14 protein-coding genes are annotated in these 15,431 nt (G+C 58.8%); 10 read left to right on the top strand and 4 right to left on the bottom strand.

All coding sequences use genetic code 11. The features are described from left to right. The first annotated feature begins 459 nt into the window (after window positions 1-459). From AC07UI_RS25575 to AC07UI_RS25535, 9 genes are all read left to right on the top strand, one after another. Window positions 460-1,491 carry an amino acid ABC transporter substrate-binding protein gene (locus tag AC07UI_RS25575; protein ID WP_494995101.1) on the top strand — a complete coding sequence of 344 codons (1,032 nt, stop codon included), beginning with the start codon at window positions 460-462 and terminating at the stop codon, window positions 1,489-1,491. 65 nt (window positions 1,492-1,556) lie between these two features. Then, on the top strand, window positions 1,557-2,738 hold the full coding sequence (locus tag AC07UI_RS25570) for an amino acid ABC transporter permease (RefSeq protein WP_494995100.1): 1,182 nt from the start codon (window positions 1,557-1,559) through the stop codon (window positions 2,736-2,738). Between the two features lie 10 nt (window positions 2,739-2,748). After that, window positions 2,749-3,846 (top strand): amino acid ABC transporter permease, encoded by a 1,098-nt coding sequence (locus AC07UI_RS25565; protein WP_494995099.1) that lies wholly within the window; start codon window positions 2,749-2,751, stop codon window positions 3,844-3,846. 10 nt (window positions 3,847-3,856) lie between these two features. Beyond that, entirely contained in the window at window positions 3,857-4,621 is a 765-nt protein-coding gene (locus AC07UI_RS25560) for an amino acid ABC transporter ATP-binding protein (protein WP_494995098.1), read from the top strand. A 144-nt stretch (window positions 4,622-4,765) separates the two neighbouring features. Continuing rightward, window positions 4,766-5,425: a FadR/GntR family transcriptional regulator gene (locus AC07UI_RS25555; protein WP_494995097.1), complete on the top strand. Its 660-nt coding sequence runs from the start codon at window positions 4,766-4,768 to the stop codon at window positions 5,423-5,425. Continuing rightward, window positions 5,415-6,731 (top strand): CynX/NimT family MFS transporter, encoded by a 1,317-nt coding sequence (locus tag AC07UI_RS25550; protein WP_494995096.1) that lies wholly within the window; start codon window positions 5,415-5,417, stop codon window positions 6,729-6,731. The genes AC07UI_RS25555 and AC07UI_RS25550 overlap by 11 nt, the downstream gene beginning before the upstream one ends. A gap of 100 nt (window positions 6,732-6,831) precedes the next feature. Further along, entirely contained in the window at window positions 6,832-7,302 is a 471-nt protein-coding gene (locus AC07UI_RS25545; protein ID WP_494995095.1) for a nuclear transport factor 2 family protein, read from the top strand. 53 nt (window positions 7,303-7,355) lie between these two features. Continuing rightward, window positions 7,356-7,700, top strand: coding sequence for a GIY-YIG nuclease family protein (locus AC07UI_RS25540; protein WP_494995094.1), 345 nt, complete (start codon window positions 7,356-7,358; stop codon window positions 7,698-7,700). A gap of 64 nt (window positions 7,701-7,764) precedes the next feature. Beyond that, a complete protein-coding gene (locus AC07UI_RS25535; RefSeq protein WP_494995093.1) occupies window positions 7,765-8,700 on the top strand; it encodes a glutathione S-transferase family protein in 936 nt (311 codons plus the stop codon). A gap of 113 nt (window positions 8,701-8,813) precedes the next feature. Here the strand turns inward: AC07UI_RS25535 and AC07UI_RS25530 are convergent, their stop codons facing one another. Next, window positions 8,814-9,161, bottom strand: a complete 348-nt coding sequence (locus tag AC07UI_RS25530; protein ID WP_494995092.1) for a glutaredoxin domain-containing protein — start codon at window positions 9,159-9,161, stop codon at window positions 8,814-8,816. Next, entirely contained in the window at window positions 9,161-10,165 is a 1,005-nt protein-coding gene (gene yejK, locus AC07UI_RS25525; protein ID WP_494995091.1) for a nucleoid-associated protein YejK, read from the bottom strand. The genes AC07UI_RS25530 and yejK overlap by 1 nt, the downstream gene beginning before the upstream one ends. 396 nt (window positions 10,166-10,561) lie before the next feature. Between yejK and AC07UI_RS25520 the strand changes: the two genes are divergently transcribed. Then, window positions 10,562-10,843, top strand: a complete 282-nt coding sequence (locus tag AC07UI_RS25520; RefSeq protein ID WP_494995090.1) for an HU family DNA-binding protein — start codon at window positions 10,562-10,564, stop codon at window positions 10,841-10,843. A 102-nt stretch (window positions 10,844-10,945) separates the two neighbouring features. On the opposite strand, the gene rlmF is transcribed toward AC07UI_RS25520, so the two are convergent. Together rlmF and AC07UI_RS25510 are read right to left on the bottom strand one after the other, a co-directional pair. Then, complete coding sequence (rlmF, locus tag AC07UI_RS25515) at window positions 10,946-11,968, bottom strand: 23S rRNA (adenine(1618)-N(6))-methyltransferase RlmF (RefSeq protein ID WP_494995089.1); 1,023 nt, start codon at window positions 11,966-11,968, stop codon at window positions 10,946-10,948. A 302-nt stretch (window positions 11,969-12,270) separates the two neighbouring features. After that, window positions 12,271-15,117 (bottom strand): valine--tRNA ligase, encoded by a 2,847-nt coding sequence (locus tag AC07UI_RS25510; RefSeq protein ID WP_494995088.1) that lies wholly within the window; start codon window positions 15,115-15,117, stop codon window positions 12,271-12,273. Between the last annotated feature and the right edge of the window lie 314 nt (window positions 15,118-15,431).

The following is a 15,431-nucleotide window of genomic DNA, read 5'->3' as shown; positions in this document are numbered from 1 at the left end:
CCATTAGTGTGCGTGCGCTCTGATTGAGTGCGACGTCAGAGTGCGCTTCTGGTTAATCAGTTAAGAAGATGTCGCAAGGTTGCAAGTTTTGCTATTGACCTGCCGCTGAAACGCTTTAGCGGCAGGTGTGGTACGGGCTTTGCTATGTGGAAAGCTGTGCAAGTAATCCTGCGCCGAGCGGTAACACTATCAGTCTACCTTCGGTTGTGGGATAGCAAAGAATCCGGTGATGGACGTTCGCCAAGGGCCGCTACGGGCTTCGCGAACATGAAGGGCTACAGCCTGTTCGGCCGATTGGTGAGAAGTGAGTTTTCCATTAAGTGGATTTTCTCCTACTAGACTCATAGCTAGGTCTTACGCCGCTTGACCCTTAAAAAAGCCAACACGGGTCAACAGCGCCTCATAAGGGTGCGGCAAGACTCAAGCTCCGACACAACAAGAGCAAAACTGGAGGTTTGAATGAAGATGTTGAAATCCACCCTGGCCATCGTGACTGCGGCCGCAGTACTCGGTGTCAGTGGGTTCGCTCAGGCGGGTGCAACCCTGGATGCGGTGCATAAGAAAGGTTTCGTACAGTGCGGTGTAAGCGATGGTCTGCCGGGTTTCTCGGTACCGGACGCAACTGGCAAGATCCTCGGGATCGATGCTGACGTCTGCCGCGCTGTGGCCGCTGCCGTATTCGGCGACGCGACCAAGGTCAAATTCAGTCAGTTGAACGCCAAGGAGCGTTTCACCGCGCTGCAATCCGGTGAAATCGACGTACTGTCGCGTAACACCACCATGACCAGCTCTCGCGATGCGGGCATGGGCCTGAAATTTCCGGGTTTCATCACTTATTACGACGGTGTGGGCTTCCTGGCCAACAACAAGCTGGGCGTGAAAAGTGCCAAGGAACTGGATGGCGCGACCATCTGCATTCAAGCCGGTACCACCACTGAGCTGAACGTTTCTGACTACTTCCGTGCCAATGGCCTGAAGTACACCCCGATTACCTTCGATACCTCCGATGAAAGCGCCAAGTCGCTGGAATCCGGTCGTTGCGACGTGCTGACCTCCGACAAATCCCAGCTGTTCGCCCAGCGCAGCAAGCTGGCCTCGCCGAAAGACTATGTGGTGTTGCCGGAAACCATCTCCAAGGAACCTCTGGGGCCGGTGGTCCGTAATGGCGACGACGAGTGGCTGGCCATCGTGCGCTGGACAGGCTACGCCATGCTCAACGCTGAAGAAGCCGGTATCACTTCGAAAAACGTTGTGGAACAAGCCAAGTCCACCAAGAACCCGGACGTTGCCCGTCTGCTGGGCATCGATGGTGAGTACGGCAAGGACCTGAAGCTACCGAAGGACTGGGTCGTCCAAATCGTCAAGCAGGTTGGTAACTACGGCGAAATCTTCGAGAAGAACCTCGGCAAGGGCACGCCGCTGGAAATCGACCGCGGCCTGAACGCCCTGTGGAGCAACGGCGGCATTCAATACGCACCACCTGTGCGCTGATGGTTCTATCACCCGGTGGGCCAACCACCGGGTGATGTTCTGTTCCATTATTTCTGGGGCACTTCATGCAAAATTCAATCGGCGCACCAAAGCAGAGGTTCTCCCTCAGCGATCCTCGAGTGCGTGCGTGGCTCTTCCAGATCATCACGGTTGTCGCGGTGATCGCCATGGGTTGGTACCTGTTCAACAACACTCAGACCAACCTTCAGCACCGGGGCATCACCTCAGGGTTCGGTTTTCTTGAGCGCAGTGCCGGGTTCGGTATCGCCCAGCACCTGATCGATTACACCGAATCGGACAACTATGCCCGCGTCTTCCTGATCGGCCTGCTCAATACCCTGCTGGTGACCTTCATTGGCGTCATTCTGGCGACGATCCTCGGCTTCATCGTTGGCGTTTCCCGACTGTCGCACAACTGGATCATCAGCAAACTGGCGACCGTTTACGTCGAGGTTTTCCGTAACATTCCGCCGCTGCTGCAGATTCTGTTCTGGTACTTCGCGGTGTTCCTGACCATGCCAGGGCCGCGCAACAGTCATAACTTCGGCGACACTTTTTTCGTCAGCAGTCGTGGCTTGAACATGCCGGCAGCCCTGATCTCCGGCGGCTTCTGGCCGTTCATGGTCAGCATCGTGGTGGCCATTGTTGCCATCGTGCTGATGTGCCGCTGGGCCAACAAGCGTTTCGAAGCGACCGGCGTGCCGTTCCACAAGTTCTGGACCGGCCTGGCAATGTTTCTGGTGATTCCTGCGTTGTGCGCGCTGATCTTTGGCGCTCCGCTGCATTGGGAAATACCGAAGCTGCAAGGCTTCAACTTCGTCGGTGGCTGGGTGTTGATCCCGGAACTGCTGGCCTTGACCCTGGCGCTTACGGTGTACACCGCGGCGTTTATCGCCGAGATCGTGCGCTCGGGCATCAAGTCGGTCAGCCATGGCCAGACCGAAGCGGCCCGTTCCCTGGGGCTGCGCAACGGCCCGACCCTGCGCAAGGTGATCATCCCGCAAGCTCTGCGCGTGATCATTCCGCCGCTGACCAGCCAATACCTGAACCTGGCGAAGAACTCCTCGCTGGCTGCCGGTATCGGTTACCCGGAAATGGTTTCGCTGTTTGCCGGCACCGTGTTGAACCAGACCGGTCAGGCCATCGAAGTCATTGCCATCACCATGAGCGTGTACCTGGCGATCAGTATCAGCATTTCCATGCTGATGAACTGGTACAACAAGCGCATTGCGCTGATCGAGCGGTGAGGAAACGCGCATGACGACTCATATTTTCAAACCTGACATGCCACCACCAGGCATCCGCATCGGTGTCGTGGCGTGGATGCGCGAGCACATGTTCTCCAGCTGGATCAACACGCTGCTCACGCTGTTCGCGTTCTACCTGATCTATCTGGTCGTGCCGCCCATCCTGCACTGGGCGTTTCTCGATGCCAACTGGGTCGGTACGACCCGCGCCGACTGCACCAAGGGCGGCGCCTGCTGGGTGTTCATTGAGCAACGCATCGGCCAGTTCATGTACGGCTACTACCCGGTGGATCTGCGCTGGCGCGTGGACCTGACCGTGTGGCTGGCGGTGATCGGCGTGGCCCCGTTGTTCATCACACGCGTCCCGCAAAAGGCGATCTACGGCCTGAGCTTCCTGGTGCTGTACCCGATCATTGCCTACACCCTGCTGCACGGCGGCTACCTGGGCCTGAGCAATATCGCCACCAGCCAGTGGGGCGGCCTGATGTTGACCCTGGTAATCGCTACCGTCGGTATTGTCGGTGCGTTGCCGCTGGGAATTCTGCTGGCGCTGGGACGCCGTTCGAACCTGCCGGCGATCCGCGTGGTCTGCGTGACCTTCATCGAGTTCTGGCGCGGCGTGCCCTTGATCACGGTATTGTTCATGTCCTCGGTGATGCTGCCGCTGTTCCTGCCTGAGGGCATGAACTTCGACAAGCTGCTGCGGGCGCTGATCGGCGTGATCCTGTTCCAGTCGGCCTACATCGCCGAGGTGGTGCGCGGTGGTTTGCAGGCCATACCCAAAGGTCAGTACGAAGCGGCCGCGGCGATGGGCCTGGGCTACTGGCGCAGCATGGGCCTGGTGATTCTGCCGCAAGCCCTGAAGCTGGTGATCCCGGGGATCGTCAACACCTTCATCGCACTGTTCAAGGACACCAGCCTGGTGATCATCATCGGCCTGTTCGACCTGCTCAACAGCGTCAAGCAAGCCGCCGCCGACCCGAAATGGCTGGGTATGGCCACCGAAGGCTATGTGTTTGCGGCCCTGGTGTTCTGGATTTTCTGTTTTGGTATGTCCCGCTATTCCATGCACTTGGAACGTAGGCTGGACACAGGCCACAAGCGTTAGGAGTTTTGTGATGAGTGAAGCGATCAAACAGCCTGTGGGCCCTGAAGGCATTATTCAAATGCAGGGTGTGAACAAGTGGTACGGCCAGTTCCACGTGCTGAAAGACATCAACCTGAACGTCAAACAGGGCGAGCGCATCGTCTTGTGCGGGCCGTCCGGCTCTGGCAAGTCGACCACCATTCGTTGCCTCAATCGCCTGGAAGAACACCAGCAGGGCCGCATCGTGGTCGATGGCGTGGAGCTGACCAACGACCTCAAGCAGATCGAAGCGATCCGCCGTGAAGTCGGCATGGTGTTCCAGCACTTCAACCTGTTTCCGCACCTGACCATCCTGCAGAACTGCACGCTGGCTCCGATGTGGGTGCGCAAGATGCCCAAGCGTCAGGCCGAAGAAATCGCCATGCACTATCTGGAGCGCGTACGCATTCCAGAGCAGGCGCACAAATTCCCGGGGCAGCTTTCCGGTGGTCAGCAACAGCGTGTGGCGATTGCCCGTGCGTTGTGCATGAAGCCGAAAATCATGCTGTTCGATGAGCCGACCTCGGCGCTCGATCCGGAGATGGTGAAGGAGGTTCTGGACACCATGATCGGCCTGGCCGAAGACGGCATGACCATGCTCTGCGTAACCCACGAAATGGGCTTCGCCCGCACCGTGGCTAACCGGGTGATCTTCATGGATAAAGGCGAAATCGTCGAACAGGCCGCGCCGAACGACTTCTTCGACAAGCCGCAGAATGAACGGACCAAGCTGTTCTTGAGCCAGATCCTGCATTGATGGGTTAGCTGCTGCACCGATAAACCCGGCCATGTGCCGGGTTTATTTTTGTCTGGAATTTGTGTCCTGCTAGTTGAAGTCGTGGCTATATCTGACTATGTTGTCAGGAAATTCATCCGATGATTGGATGAAAAGGCGATTTCCATGACAGATATTTCCCCGTTAGTAAGGCGTTCCCTGGTCGATCAGGCTCTGGAACAGTTGCGTCTGCGCATCAATGACGGCACCTGGACGATCGGCCAGCGCTTGCCCACCGAGCCGGAGCTGGCGATCGAGTTGGGCATCAGCCGCAACACGGTGCGTGAGGCTATGCGGGTGTTGGCGTTTTCCGGGCTGATCGAGATTCGCCAGGGCGACGGCAGTTACTTGCGGGCGGTGGTCGATCCGCTGGACACCATGAAGGTGTTGTCACGCTGTTCCCACGAGCAGGCCCGGGAGACGCGGCACATCCTTGAAGTCGAGGCCATCGGCCTTGCGGCGTTGCGGCGTACGGATGAAGACCTCAAAGCGCTGCATGAAGCGCTGGGCGTCAGCGGCAGTCATTACCACGGCGACCTCGAGAGCTACATCGCGTGTGATCTGGTGTTTCACCGACGGCTGGTGGATGCCGCGCACAACCCCACCTTGAGCGAACTGTACCGCTACTTTTCCAGCATGGTCGGCGCGCATCTGCGCCAAACACTGAGCATCACGCCGCGGCGTCAGGAAGTGTTCGACCTGCACATCGAACTGCTTGAGGCCGTCGAGCAACGGGACCCGGAACGGGCCAAAGCCATTTCCCGGAAGCTGATCAATGAACCTTGAAACCGAGAATCCCATGTCCACCCCACAGGCGACCCGGCGCGGTGTGACGCAACCCAGACGCACGGCGGAGCTTGAGGAGCTATTGATCGACGCCGAAGCGGATGACGAAGAAATCCAGCAAAGCCATCCGGTTTTACGTCGGCCGTGGCTGTTGCTACTGGGATTGATTCTGGTTGCGTTGAACCTGCGCCCGGCGCTGTCGAGCATGGCGCCGTTGCTCAGTGAGGTGTCAAAAAGCCTCGGGCTGTCGGCGGCGCAAGCGGGGCTGCTGACCACATTGCCGGTGCTCTGCCTCGGTCTGTTCGCCCCGCTGGCGCCGATTCTGGCGCGACGTTTCGGTGCCGAGCGGGTGGTGCTGGGAATCTTGCTGACCTTGGCCTGCGGGATCATTCTGCGCAGTTCATACGGTGAAGTCGGCTTGTTTTCCGGCAGCATCCTGGCCGGTGCCAGTATCGGTGTGATCGGTGTGTTGCTGCCGGGCATCGTCAAGCGGGACTTTGCCAAACACGCCGGGACCATGACCGGTGTCTACACCATGGCTCTGTGTCTGGGCGCGGCCATGGCGGCGGGGGCGACGGTTCCTCTGAGCCAGCATTTCGAGGGCAGTTGGGCCATGGGGCTGGGTTTCTGGATCCTGCCGGCATTGGTGGCGGTGGTGTTCTGGTTGCCGCAAGTCGGTCAGAAACACGCTACCCACAATGTGGCTTATCGGGTGCGTGGCTTGCTGCGTGATCCGTTGGCCTGGCAGGTGACGCTGTATATGGGCCTGCAATCTTCGTTGGCTTACATCGTTTTCGGCTGGTTGCCATCGATCCTGATCGGTCGTGGCCTGACACCGACTCAAGCGGGTCTGGTGCTGTCCGGCTCGGTCATCGTCCAGCTGGCCAGCTCGCTGGCCGCGCCTTGGCTGGCAACCCGTGGCAAGGACCAGCGTCCGGCGATCGTCATCGTCATGTGCCTGACGCTCGGCGGTCTGTTCGGTTGTCTCTACGCGCCGCTCGAAGGCCTCTGGGGTTGGGCGATTCTGCTCGGCCTGGGGCAGGGTGGTACCTTCAGCCTGGCGTTGACCCTGATCGTGCTGCGCTCACGGGATGCCCATGTCGCGGCGAACCTCTCGGGCATGGCCCAGGGCATCGGTTACACCCTGGCGTCCATGGGCCCCTTCGCTGTCGGGCTTGTGCATGACCTGACAGGCGGCTGGACTGCGCTGGGCTGGATCTTCGGGGTGATCGGTAGCGGTGCCATCATCGCCGGCCTCGGCGCCGGGCGTTCGCTGTACGTTCAGGTCGAAAGCGAAAAGGTCTGAGCCAGGCGCACTATCGGTATTCCCGCCACGAATGCCGATAGTTTTCCCGAGCGCTGCAGACTATTGTGCAGGCATCCTTTCGATTTTTCGGAGCCTGTTTATGAGTGATGCCCACAGCGCATTGATCACTGAGTTCTACACCGCTTTCCAGCGGCTGGATGCCGAGGCCATGAGCGCCTGCTACACCGAGGACGTGGTGTTCAGTGATCCTGCGTTTGGCGAGTTGCGCGGCCGCGATGCCGGCGATATGTGGCGCATGCTGACCACTCGGGCCAAGAACTTCTCTCTGACCTTCGACGATGTCCGTAGCGATGAGCGCACCGGTAGCGCCCAGTGGGTGGCGACCTATCTATTCAGTCAGACCGGCAACACCGTGGTCAACGACATTCAGGCACGGTTCGTTTTTCGCGATGGCAAGATCTGTGAACACCACGACCACTTCGATCTGTGGCGCTGGTCGCGGCAGGCGCTGGGCACCAAGGGCTTGTTGCTGGGCTGGACACCGTTGGTGAGAAACGCCGTCCGGACCCAGGCCTTGAAGGGATTGAGGGCTTTCCAGGCCAGTCGTTAAAGGCTGGCCTCTGATAAGATTGCGGCTTGTTTTCTGCAGGCCAATATCCTCACGTGAACAGCAGCCTTGAAGCCTCCATCAACAGCGTCGAACCAGAGCCCGCGGTGAGCAAACCATGGTTCGTCTATCTGGTGCGCGCGGCCAATGGTTCGCTGTATTGCGGGATCAGCGATGATCCCGTGCGACGGTTTGCGGTGCATCAGAGTGGCAAGGGCGCGCGGTTCTTTCTTTCCAGCCCGGCGGTGGCACTGGTTTACACGGAAGTCTGCCGCGACAAGGGTGAAGCCCTGCGTCAGGAACGCCTGATTAAAAAACTCAAGAAAAGCGCCAAGGAATGCCTTGTGACGAGTGCCTCCACAGGCTTTATCAATCTGACTGATAAGGTCCCATCAGGCTGATGGGTAGGCCGCCTACCATTTGCGCGCTAAGCTGGCGACTCTTACTCGTGCGGTGGACTTGAGCATGTCAGATCTGATTCTTCACCATTACCCGACTTCCCCTTTTGCGGAAAAGACCCGGCTGTTGCTGGGATTCAAGGGCCTGTCATGGCGCTCAGTGAAGATCTCGCCGGTGATGCCAAAACCCGATCTGACAGCGCTGACCGGTGGTTATCGCAAGACGCCAGTCTTGCAGATTGGCGCTGATATCTATTGCGACACCGCGTTGATTGCCCGTCGTCTCGAGCAAGAGAAAGTCTCACCGGCACTGTTTCCTGAAGGTCAGGAAATGATCGCCGCGATGTTCGCCGCCTGGGCCGATTCGGTGGTTTTCCAGCATGCGGTCAGCCTGGTGTTCCAGCCAGAGTCGGTGGCGGTGCGTTTCGCCAAATTGCCGCCGGAAGCGATCAAGGCGTTTGTCGCCGACCGTGCCGGGTTTTTCAGTGGCGGTAGTGCGACGCGCTTGTCGGCCGAACAGGCCAAGCATCAGTGGCCGACGATCATGGCCCGTCTGGAGCAGCAACTGCAGCGCGAGCAGGGCGACTTCCTGTTCGGTGAACCGTCGATCGCCGACTTCTCCATGGCCCACCCCTTGTGGTTCCTCAAAGGCACACCGGTTACTGCGCCGTTGGTCGATGCGTACCCGGCGGTGTCCGCCTGGCTTGCCCGGGTGATGGGTTTCGGCCATGGCGCATCGAGCGATATGACCGGCGAAGAGGCGCTGGAAATTTCCCGTCAGGCCACGCCAGCCGCTTTGCCGGACGAGCAGTTCGAAGATCCGAATGGTTTCAAGGCCGGTCAGCAGTTGGTGATTGCCGCGATCGACTATGGCGTTGATCCGGTCGCAGGCGAGTTACTGTTTGCGGGTCGCGAAGAGTTGATCCTGCGTCGCGAGGACGAGCGGGGCGGTGTAGTACATGTGCACTTTCCGCGGTTCGGCTTTCGGATTGAAGCACGTTGATTGACAGGTCGAGCGCATAGAGTTGGATGTGTAGGAGCGAGGCTTGCCCGCGAAGCAGACGGCGCATTTTTTCAGATGTACCGCGTTGTCTTCATCGCGGGCAAGCCTCGCTCCTATAGCGCCGACAAAATAGCTTCAGGGCTGTAACCGCGAATCAAGGTGCCGTTTACGTCCAGCATCGGAATCCCGCGTCCACCCAATGCCTCATAGGCCTTGCGCCCTTGGGCATCTTTCTCGAAGTCGAACTCGCTATACGGGATGCCTTTCTGGTCCAGGAAGCGTCGGATCAGTTTGCAGTAGCCACACCAGTCGGTGGCGTAGAGCACGACCCTGGCATTGGCCCGGGTCTGCTCGGACACCACCGCTTGCGGGTTGAACACTCGCTCGATTTTCCCCCAGTTCTGGTAGGCCACGACCACCAGCAGAATCAGCAGGAATTTCTTCAGGATCCCGTTCAGCATCAGTTGCGACGCTTGAGCTGATCAGTCAGTTGGGTCGGCAAGCCCTTGATGATGAGCGTGCCGGCTTCTTCGTCGTATTCAATCTTCGAGCCCAGCAGGTGCGCTTCGAAGCTGATGGACAGACCCTCGGCACGCCCGGTGAAGCGGCGGAACTGGTTGAGGGTGCGTTTATCTGCCGGGATTTCCGGCGACAAGCCGTAGTCCTTATTGCGGATGTGGTCGTAGAACGCTTTCGGGCGCTCTTCGTCGATCAGCTCGGACAATTCCTCCAGCCCCATCGGCTCGCCCATTTTTGCCTGGCTGCTGGCGTAGTCCACCAGGGTCTTGGTCTTCTCCCGGGCGGACTCTTCCGGCAGGTCTTCGCTTTCGACGAAATCGCTGAAGGCCTTGAGCAGCGTGCGGGTCTCGCCAGGGCCATCGACGCCTTCCTGGCAGCCGATAAAGTCGCGGAAGTACTCCGAGACCTTCTTGCCGTTCTTGCCTTTGATAAAGGAGATGTATTGCTTGGACTGCTTGTTGTTCTGCCACTCGGAGACGTTGATTCGCGCCGCCAGGTGCAACTGGCCCAAATCAAGGTGGCGCGAGGGGGTCACGTCCAGCTCGGCGTTCACCGCCACGCCTTCGCTGTGGTGCAGCAGGGCAATGGCCAGGTAGTCGGTCATGCCTTGCTGGTAATGAGCGAACAGCACGTGGCCGCCGACCGACAGGTTGGATTCTTCCATCAGCTTTTGCAGGTGTTCGACCGCGATTCGGCTGAAGGCGGTGAAGTCCTTGCCGCCGTCGAGATATTCCTTCAGCCAGCCGCTGAAAGGATGCGCCCCGGACTCGGCATGGAAAAAGCCCCAGGCCTTGCCTTGCTTGGCGTTGTAGCTCTCGTTGAGGTCGGCGAGCATGTTTTCGATGGCCGCGGACTCAGCCAGTTCGGAGTCGCGAGCGTGGAGAACAGCAGGTGTGCCGTCGGGTTTTTTGTCGATCAGGTGGACGATGCAATGACGGATCGGCATGGGCTTCTCGGCTGGTCGTATAGGGAGGGTTGAGCCCCCCAAAAAAGTGCCCAGTGTACCGCACCTATTGGTTTTGGCGCTGTTCGACGGTCGTTTTGGGACTGTCTGACCGGCGTTATGCATTTTTTTACGGTTTTAGTGTGATAAAGCTGACCAAATGGGTAGGTAGAGGCGGATATTTCCCCGTCTCTGTGCTAGTTTTGCCCCGTCTTACGCGCAGTAATGGCGTTAAGCGTGCATTCAGCATTTGTCAGGTCGAACCAAACCCCATTTCCGGTATCTATAACCCCGATCTGTGGTGGTTGTAGCCAGGGGTGCCAAGTCCTGAGGATCTGGCTCGATGGCTGACACTGCACTCTGCAATCCAAATGAATTTGATAGGGAAGGAACACCACAATGGCTATTACTAAAGACCAATTGATCGCTGATATCGCTGAAGCTATCGACGCGCCGAAAACCACCGCGCGTAACGCTCTGGACCAACTGGCTCAAATCGTTGCTGATCAATTGGAAAACGGCGGCGAAATCACTCTGCCAGGTATCGGCAAGCTGAAAGTGACCGAGCGTCCTGCCCGTACTGGCCGTAACCCATCGACTGGCGCTGCCATCGAAATCGCTGCCAAGAAAGTTATCAAGCTGGTCGTGGCTAAAGGCCTGACTGACTCTGTTAACAAGTAAGACGCAGCAAAAAAACCGTGCTCCGGAGCAATCCGGACACGGTTTTTTTGTGCCTGCGATTTCTGCGATTGACCCAGGGTCAATCGCTGTTTCAGCCGTTACTTAGTTTTTGCGAGCCCAACGTTCGCGCCAGGTCTGCTGCTCGGATTTAGTCTGGAAGGTCCAGGCGACGAAGCGGCTTTGCTTCTGCCCTTGGGACATTTCCACGACCTGACTTTCCAGTACGCCGGCCTTTTTCAGCGCCGTCTGGATTGCAGGCAGGTTTGAGGTTTTCGAGACCAGGGTGCTGAACCAGAGCACTTTGTGTTGAAAATGCGCGCTCTCGGCGATCAGTTGCGTCACAAAACGTGCTTCGCCGCCTTCACACCACAGTTCGGCCGATTGACCGCCAAAGTTCAGCACCGGCAGTTTGCGCTTTGGGTCGGCGCGGCCCAGGGCGCGCCATTTACGCTCGCTGCCCTTGGTCGCCTCGTCCATAGATGCGTGGAATGGCGGGTTGCACATGGTCAGGTCAAAGCGCTCGCCGGGTTCGAGCAGGCCCAGCAGAATGTGCTTGGGATTGCTTTGTTGGCGCAACTGGATGGCTTTGTTCAGCCCGTTGGATTGCACGATGGCTTTGGCGGCGGCTACGGCCGTCGGGTCGATTTCCGAGCCGAGGAAGTGCCAGCGGTAGTCGCTGTAACCGATCAGCGGATAGACGCAGTTGGCGCCCATGCCGATATCGAGCACCTTGACCGGCGCACCGCGAGGGATTTCGCCGTCGTTGACGCTGGCCAGCAGGTCCGCCAGGAAGTGCACGTAATCGGCACGACCCGGAACCGGTGGGCACAGGTAGTCGGCCGGGATATCCCAATGGGCGATGCCATAGAACGATTTGAGCAGCGCCCGGTTGAACACCCGCACCGCGTCAGGGCTGGCGAAGTCGATGCTTTCCTTGCCGTACGGGTTGATGATCACGAACTTCGCCAGTTCCGGCGTGGTTTTGATCAGCGCCGGGAAGTCGTAACGACCCTGATGGCGATTGCGCGGATGCAGGCTGGCCTTCTCGCGGGGTACGACGGCTTTGGGCGTAGTCGCGGGTTTAGGTTTTTTGCGCGCTGGTTTGGGTGTGCTGGGGGCGGTCATGGGCGAGGTCGATTCGGGTATGGCTTAAAGTGACGGGCATTGTCCCACATCTATCGTCGGGTGCGAGATCGCCAAGATCGCAGGCTTCGCCAATGGCTGTACGCACCCCCTGTAGGAGCAGCCGGTCGACGCTCGATTGCTCGCGATGGACTTGAAGCTGATGCGTTTCGTCAGAAAGCACGCGTTATCGTTGACGACCATCGCGAGCAAGCTCGCTCCTACAAAAAGCAATCGTGCCAATTTTGCCGACAAAAAAAGGGAGGCCTTATGGGCCTCCCTTTTTTCAACTGCCCGATTTGCCGTTACAAACTGGCAATCCGCGCATGCTGTTCAGCCAGCTTGCCCAGAGCCTGTTCGGCTTCGGCCAGTTTGGCGCGCTCTTTGTCGATGACTTCGGCTGGAGCCTTGTCAACGAACGCGGCGTTGGACAGCTTGCCGCCGACCCGCTGTACTTCGCCTTGCAGGCGCTGGATTTCCTTGTCCAGACGCGCCAGTTCCGCTGCCTTGTCGATCAGGCCGGCCATCGGTACCAGCACTTCCATCTCGCCAACCAGAGCGGTGGCGGACAGCGGTGCTTCGGCGCCTGGGGCGAGAATCGTGATCGATTCAAGCTTGGCCAGCTTCTTGAGCAGTGCATCGTTTTCGCACAGGCGACGCTGATCTTCGCTGCTGACGTTTCTCAGGAACAGCTGCAACAGCTTGCCCGGGCCGATATTCATCTCGCCACGGATGTTGCGCGTGCCGAGCATCAGGCCTTTGAGCCATTCGATATCGTCTTCGGCCGCCGGATCGATGCGCGCCTCGTTCGCCACCGGCCACGGTTGCAGCATGATGGTCTTGCCTTCGATACCGGCCAGCGGCGCCAGGCGCTGCCAGATTTCTTCGGTGATGAACGGCATGAACGGGTGCGCCAGACGCAGGGCGACTTCCAGCACGCGAACCAGCGTACGACGAGTGCCGCGCTGACGTTCGATCGGCGCGTTTTCGTCCCACAGCACAGGCTTGGAGAGTTCCAGGTACCAGTCGCAATACTGGTTCCAGATGAACTCGTACAGCACCTGAGTGGCCAGGTCGAAACGGAACTGGTCGAGTTGGCGGGTCACTTCGGCTTCGGTGCGTTGCAGCTGCGAAATGATCCAGCGATCGGCCAGGGACAGTTCGACTTCTTCGCCGTTCTGACCGCAGTCTTCGCCTTTATCGAGCACGTAGCGCGCGGCGTTCCAGATTTTGTTGCAGAAGTTGCGATAGCCTTCGACGCGGCCCATGTCGAACTTGATGTCGCGGCCGGTGGAGGCCAGCGAGCAGAACGTGAAGCGCAGGGCGTCGGTGCCATAGCTGGCGATACCGTCAGCAAACTCGTCGCGGGTCTGCTTTTCGATCTTCTTCAGCAGTTTTGGCTGCATCAGACCGGTCGTGCGTTTTTCCACCAGAGCTTCGAGTTCGATGCCGTCGATAATGTCCAGCGGGTCCAGGACGTTGCCCTTGGACTTGGACATTTTCTGGCCCTGGCCATCGCGGACCAGGCCGTGCACGTAGACAGTCTTGAACGGGACCTGCGGCGTGCCGTCTTCGTTTTTCACCAGGTGCATGGTGAGCATGATCATCCGGGCAACCCAGAAGAAAATGATGTCGAAGCCAGTCACCAGAACGTCGGTGGAGTGGAACTTCTTCAGGAACTCAGTCTGCTGCGGCCAACCCAGGGTGGAGAACGTCCACAGGCCCGAGCTGAACCAGGTGTCGAGAACGTCGTTGTCCTGTTGCAGCGCTACGTCCGGGCCAAGGTTGTTTTTGGCACGCACTTCGGCTTCGTCGCGACCTACATAAACTTTGCCCGATTCGTCGTACCAGGCCGGAATCCGGTGGCCCCACCACAACTGACGGCTGATGCACCAATCCTGGATATCGCGCATCCAGGAGAAGTACATGTTTTCGTACTGCTTGGGTACGAAAGCAATCCGGCCGTCTTCAACGGCGGCAATCGCCGGTTCAGCCAACGGCTTGGTGGAGACGTACCACTGGTCGGTCAGCCACGGCTCGATGATGGTCCCGGAGCGGTCGCCTTTCGGCACTTTCAGGGCGTGATCGTCGACGCTGACCAGCAGGCCTGCAGCCTCGAAGTCGGCAACGATTTCCTTGCGTGCCTGGAAGCGGTTGAGGCCGGCGTACACGGCGGGCAGTTTACCGTCGATCTGCTCGTTGAGCGTGCCGTCGAGGTTGAACACCTGAGCGACCGGCAGTACATCGGCGTTCTTGTCGAAGATGTTCAGCAACGGCAGATTGTGACGCTTGCCGACTTCATAGTCGTTGAAGTCGTGGGCCGGGGTGATTTTCACACAGCCGGTGCCGAATTCCGGGTCGCAATACTCGTCGGCGATGATCGGGATGCGACGGCCAACCAGCGGCAGCTCGACGAACTTGCCGATCAGGGCCTTGTAGCGCTCATCTGCTGGGTTCACCGCGACGGCGGCGTCGCCGAGCATGGTTTCGGGACGCGTGGTGGCAACGATCAGGTAATCCAGACCTTGCGCAGTCCTGGCGCCGTCGGCCAGTGGGTAGCGCAGGTTCCACAGGAAGCCTTTCTCGTCATGGTTTTCCACTTCGAGGTCGGAAATCGCCGTGTGCAGTTTGGTGTCCCAGTTGACCAGACGCTTGCCACGGTAGATCAGGCCGTCTTCGTGCAGGCGCACAAAGGCTTCTTTAACGGCTTCCGAAAGACCGTCGTCCATGGTGAAGCGCTCGCGGCTCCAGTCTACGGACGAACCCAGGCGGCGAATCTGGCGGCTGATGTTGCCACCGGACTGATCCTTCCATTCCCAGACTTTTTCGAGGAATTTTTCGCGGCCCAGGTCATGGCGATTCTGGCCTTGAGCTTCAAGCTGACGCTCCACCAGCATTTGTGTGGCGATACCGGCGTGATCGGTGCCCGGTTGCCACAGGGTATTGCGACCCTGCATGCGGCGGAAACGGATCAGGGCGTCCATGATCGCGTTGTTGAAACCATGGCCCATATGCAGGCTGCCAGTGACGTTCGGCGGCGGAATCATGATGGTGTAGGAATCGCCCGCGCCTTGCGGAGCGAAATAATTCTCGGACTCCCAGGTGTTGTACCAGGAAGTTTCAATGGCGTGCGGCTGGTAGGTCTTATCCATGCGCGGCGGGACCCTATTGGCATTTATTCAGGAAAAGCCGGCAAGTATAGCGGGGATGTTCGATTGGGCGTAGAGCGAGGTGATAGCAGGAGGGAGAAAAAACGATAGGGGGGAGGCTGGCGGCGAGGGCGGCAAGCCCTAATGCCCCCCTGTAGGAGCGAGCTTGCTCGCGATGGACGTTAACGATAACGCGTGCTGTCTGAATGAACGCGTCGTCCTCAGGTCCATCGCGAGCAAGCTGAACTGGTCAAGTAATCCCGGACACCGATTACGGTGTTTATGCCGCTTTTTGCTCCATGGCTATTGGCGACAGA

This window comes from Pseudomonas sp. GW821-FHT04C07 (assembly GCF_059420325.1).
This window is presented reverse-complemented; position numbering and strand designations above follow the sequence as displayed.

Bases quoted from the DNA above. Each gene is read 5' to 3' on its own strand.
- AC07UI_RS25575 (WP_494995101.1), top strand. From the start codon at position 460: ATGAAGATGTTGAAATCCACCCTGGCCATCGTGACTGCGGCCGCAGTA.
- AC07UI_RS25550 (WP_494995096.1), top strand. From the start codon at position 5,415: ATGAACCTTGAAACCGAGAATCCCATGTCCACCCCACAGGCGACCCGG.
- AC07UI_RS25520 (WP_494995090.1), top strand. From the start codon at position 10,562: ATGGCTATTACTAAAGACCAATTGATCGCTGATATCGCTGAAGCTATC.
- AC07UI_RS25510 (WP_494995088.1), bottom strand. From the start codon at position 15,117: ATGGATAAGACCTACCAGCCGCACGCCATTGAAACTTCCTGGTACAAC.
- AC07UI_RS25570 (WP_494995100.1), top strand. From the start codon at position 1,557: ATGCAAAATTCAATCGGCGCACCAAAGCAGAGGTTCTCCCTCAGCGAT.
- yejK (WP_494995091.1), bottom strand. From the start codon at position 10,165: ATGCCGATCCGTCATTGCATCGTCCACCTGATCGACAAAAAACCCGAC.
- AC07UI_RS25565 (WP_494995099.1), top strand. From the start codon at position 2,749: ATGACGACTCATATTTTCAAACCTGACATGCCACCACCAGGCATCCGC.
- AC07UI_RS25535 (WP_494995093.1), top strand. From the start codon at position 7,765: ATGTCAGATCTGATTCTTCACCATTACCCGACTTCCCCTTTTGCGGAA.
- rlmF (WP_494995089.1), bottom strand. From the start codon at position 11,968: ATGACCGCCCCCAGCACACCCAAACCAGCGCGCAAAAAACCTAAACCC.
- AC07UI_RS25530 (WP_494995092.1), bottom strand. From the start codon at position 9,161: ATGCTGAACGGGATCCTGAAGAAATTCCTGCTGATTCTGCTGGTGGTC.
- AC07UI_RS25560 (WP_494995098.1), top strand. From the start codon at position 3,857: ATGAGTGAAGCGATCAAACAGCCTGTGGGCCCTGAAGGCATTATTCAA.
- AC07UI_RS25555 (WP_494995097.1), top strand. From the start codon at position 4,766: ATGACAGATATTTCCCCGTTAGTAAGGCGTTCCCTGGTCGATCAGGCT.
- AC07UI_RS25545 (WP_494995095.1), top strand. From the start codon at position 6,832: ATGAGTGATGCCCACAGCGCATTGATCACTGAGTTCTACACCGCTTTC.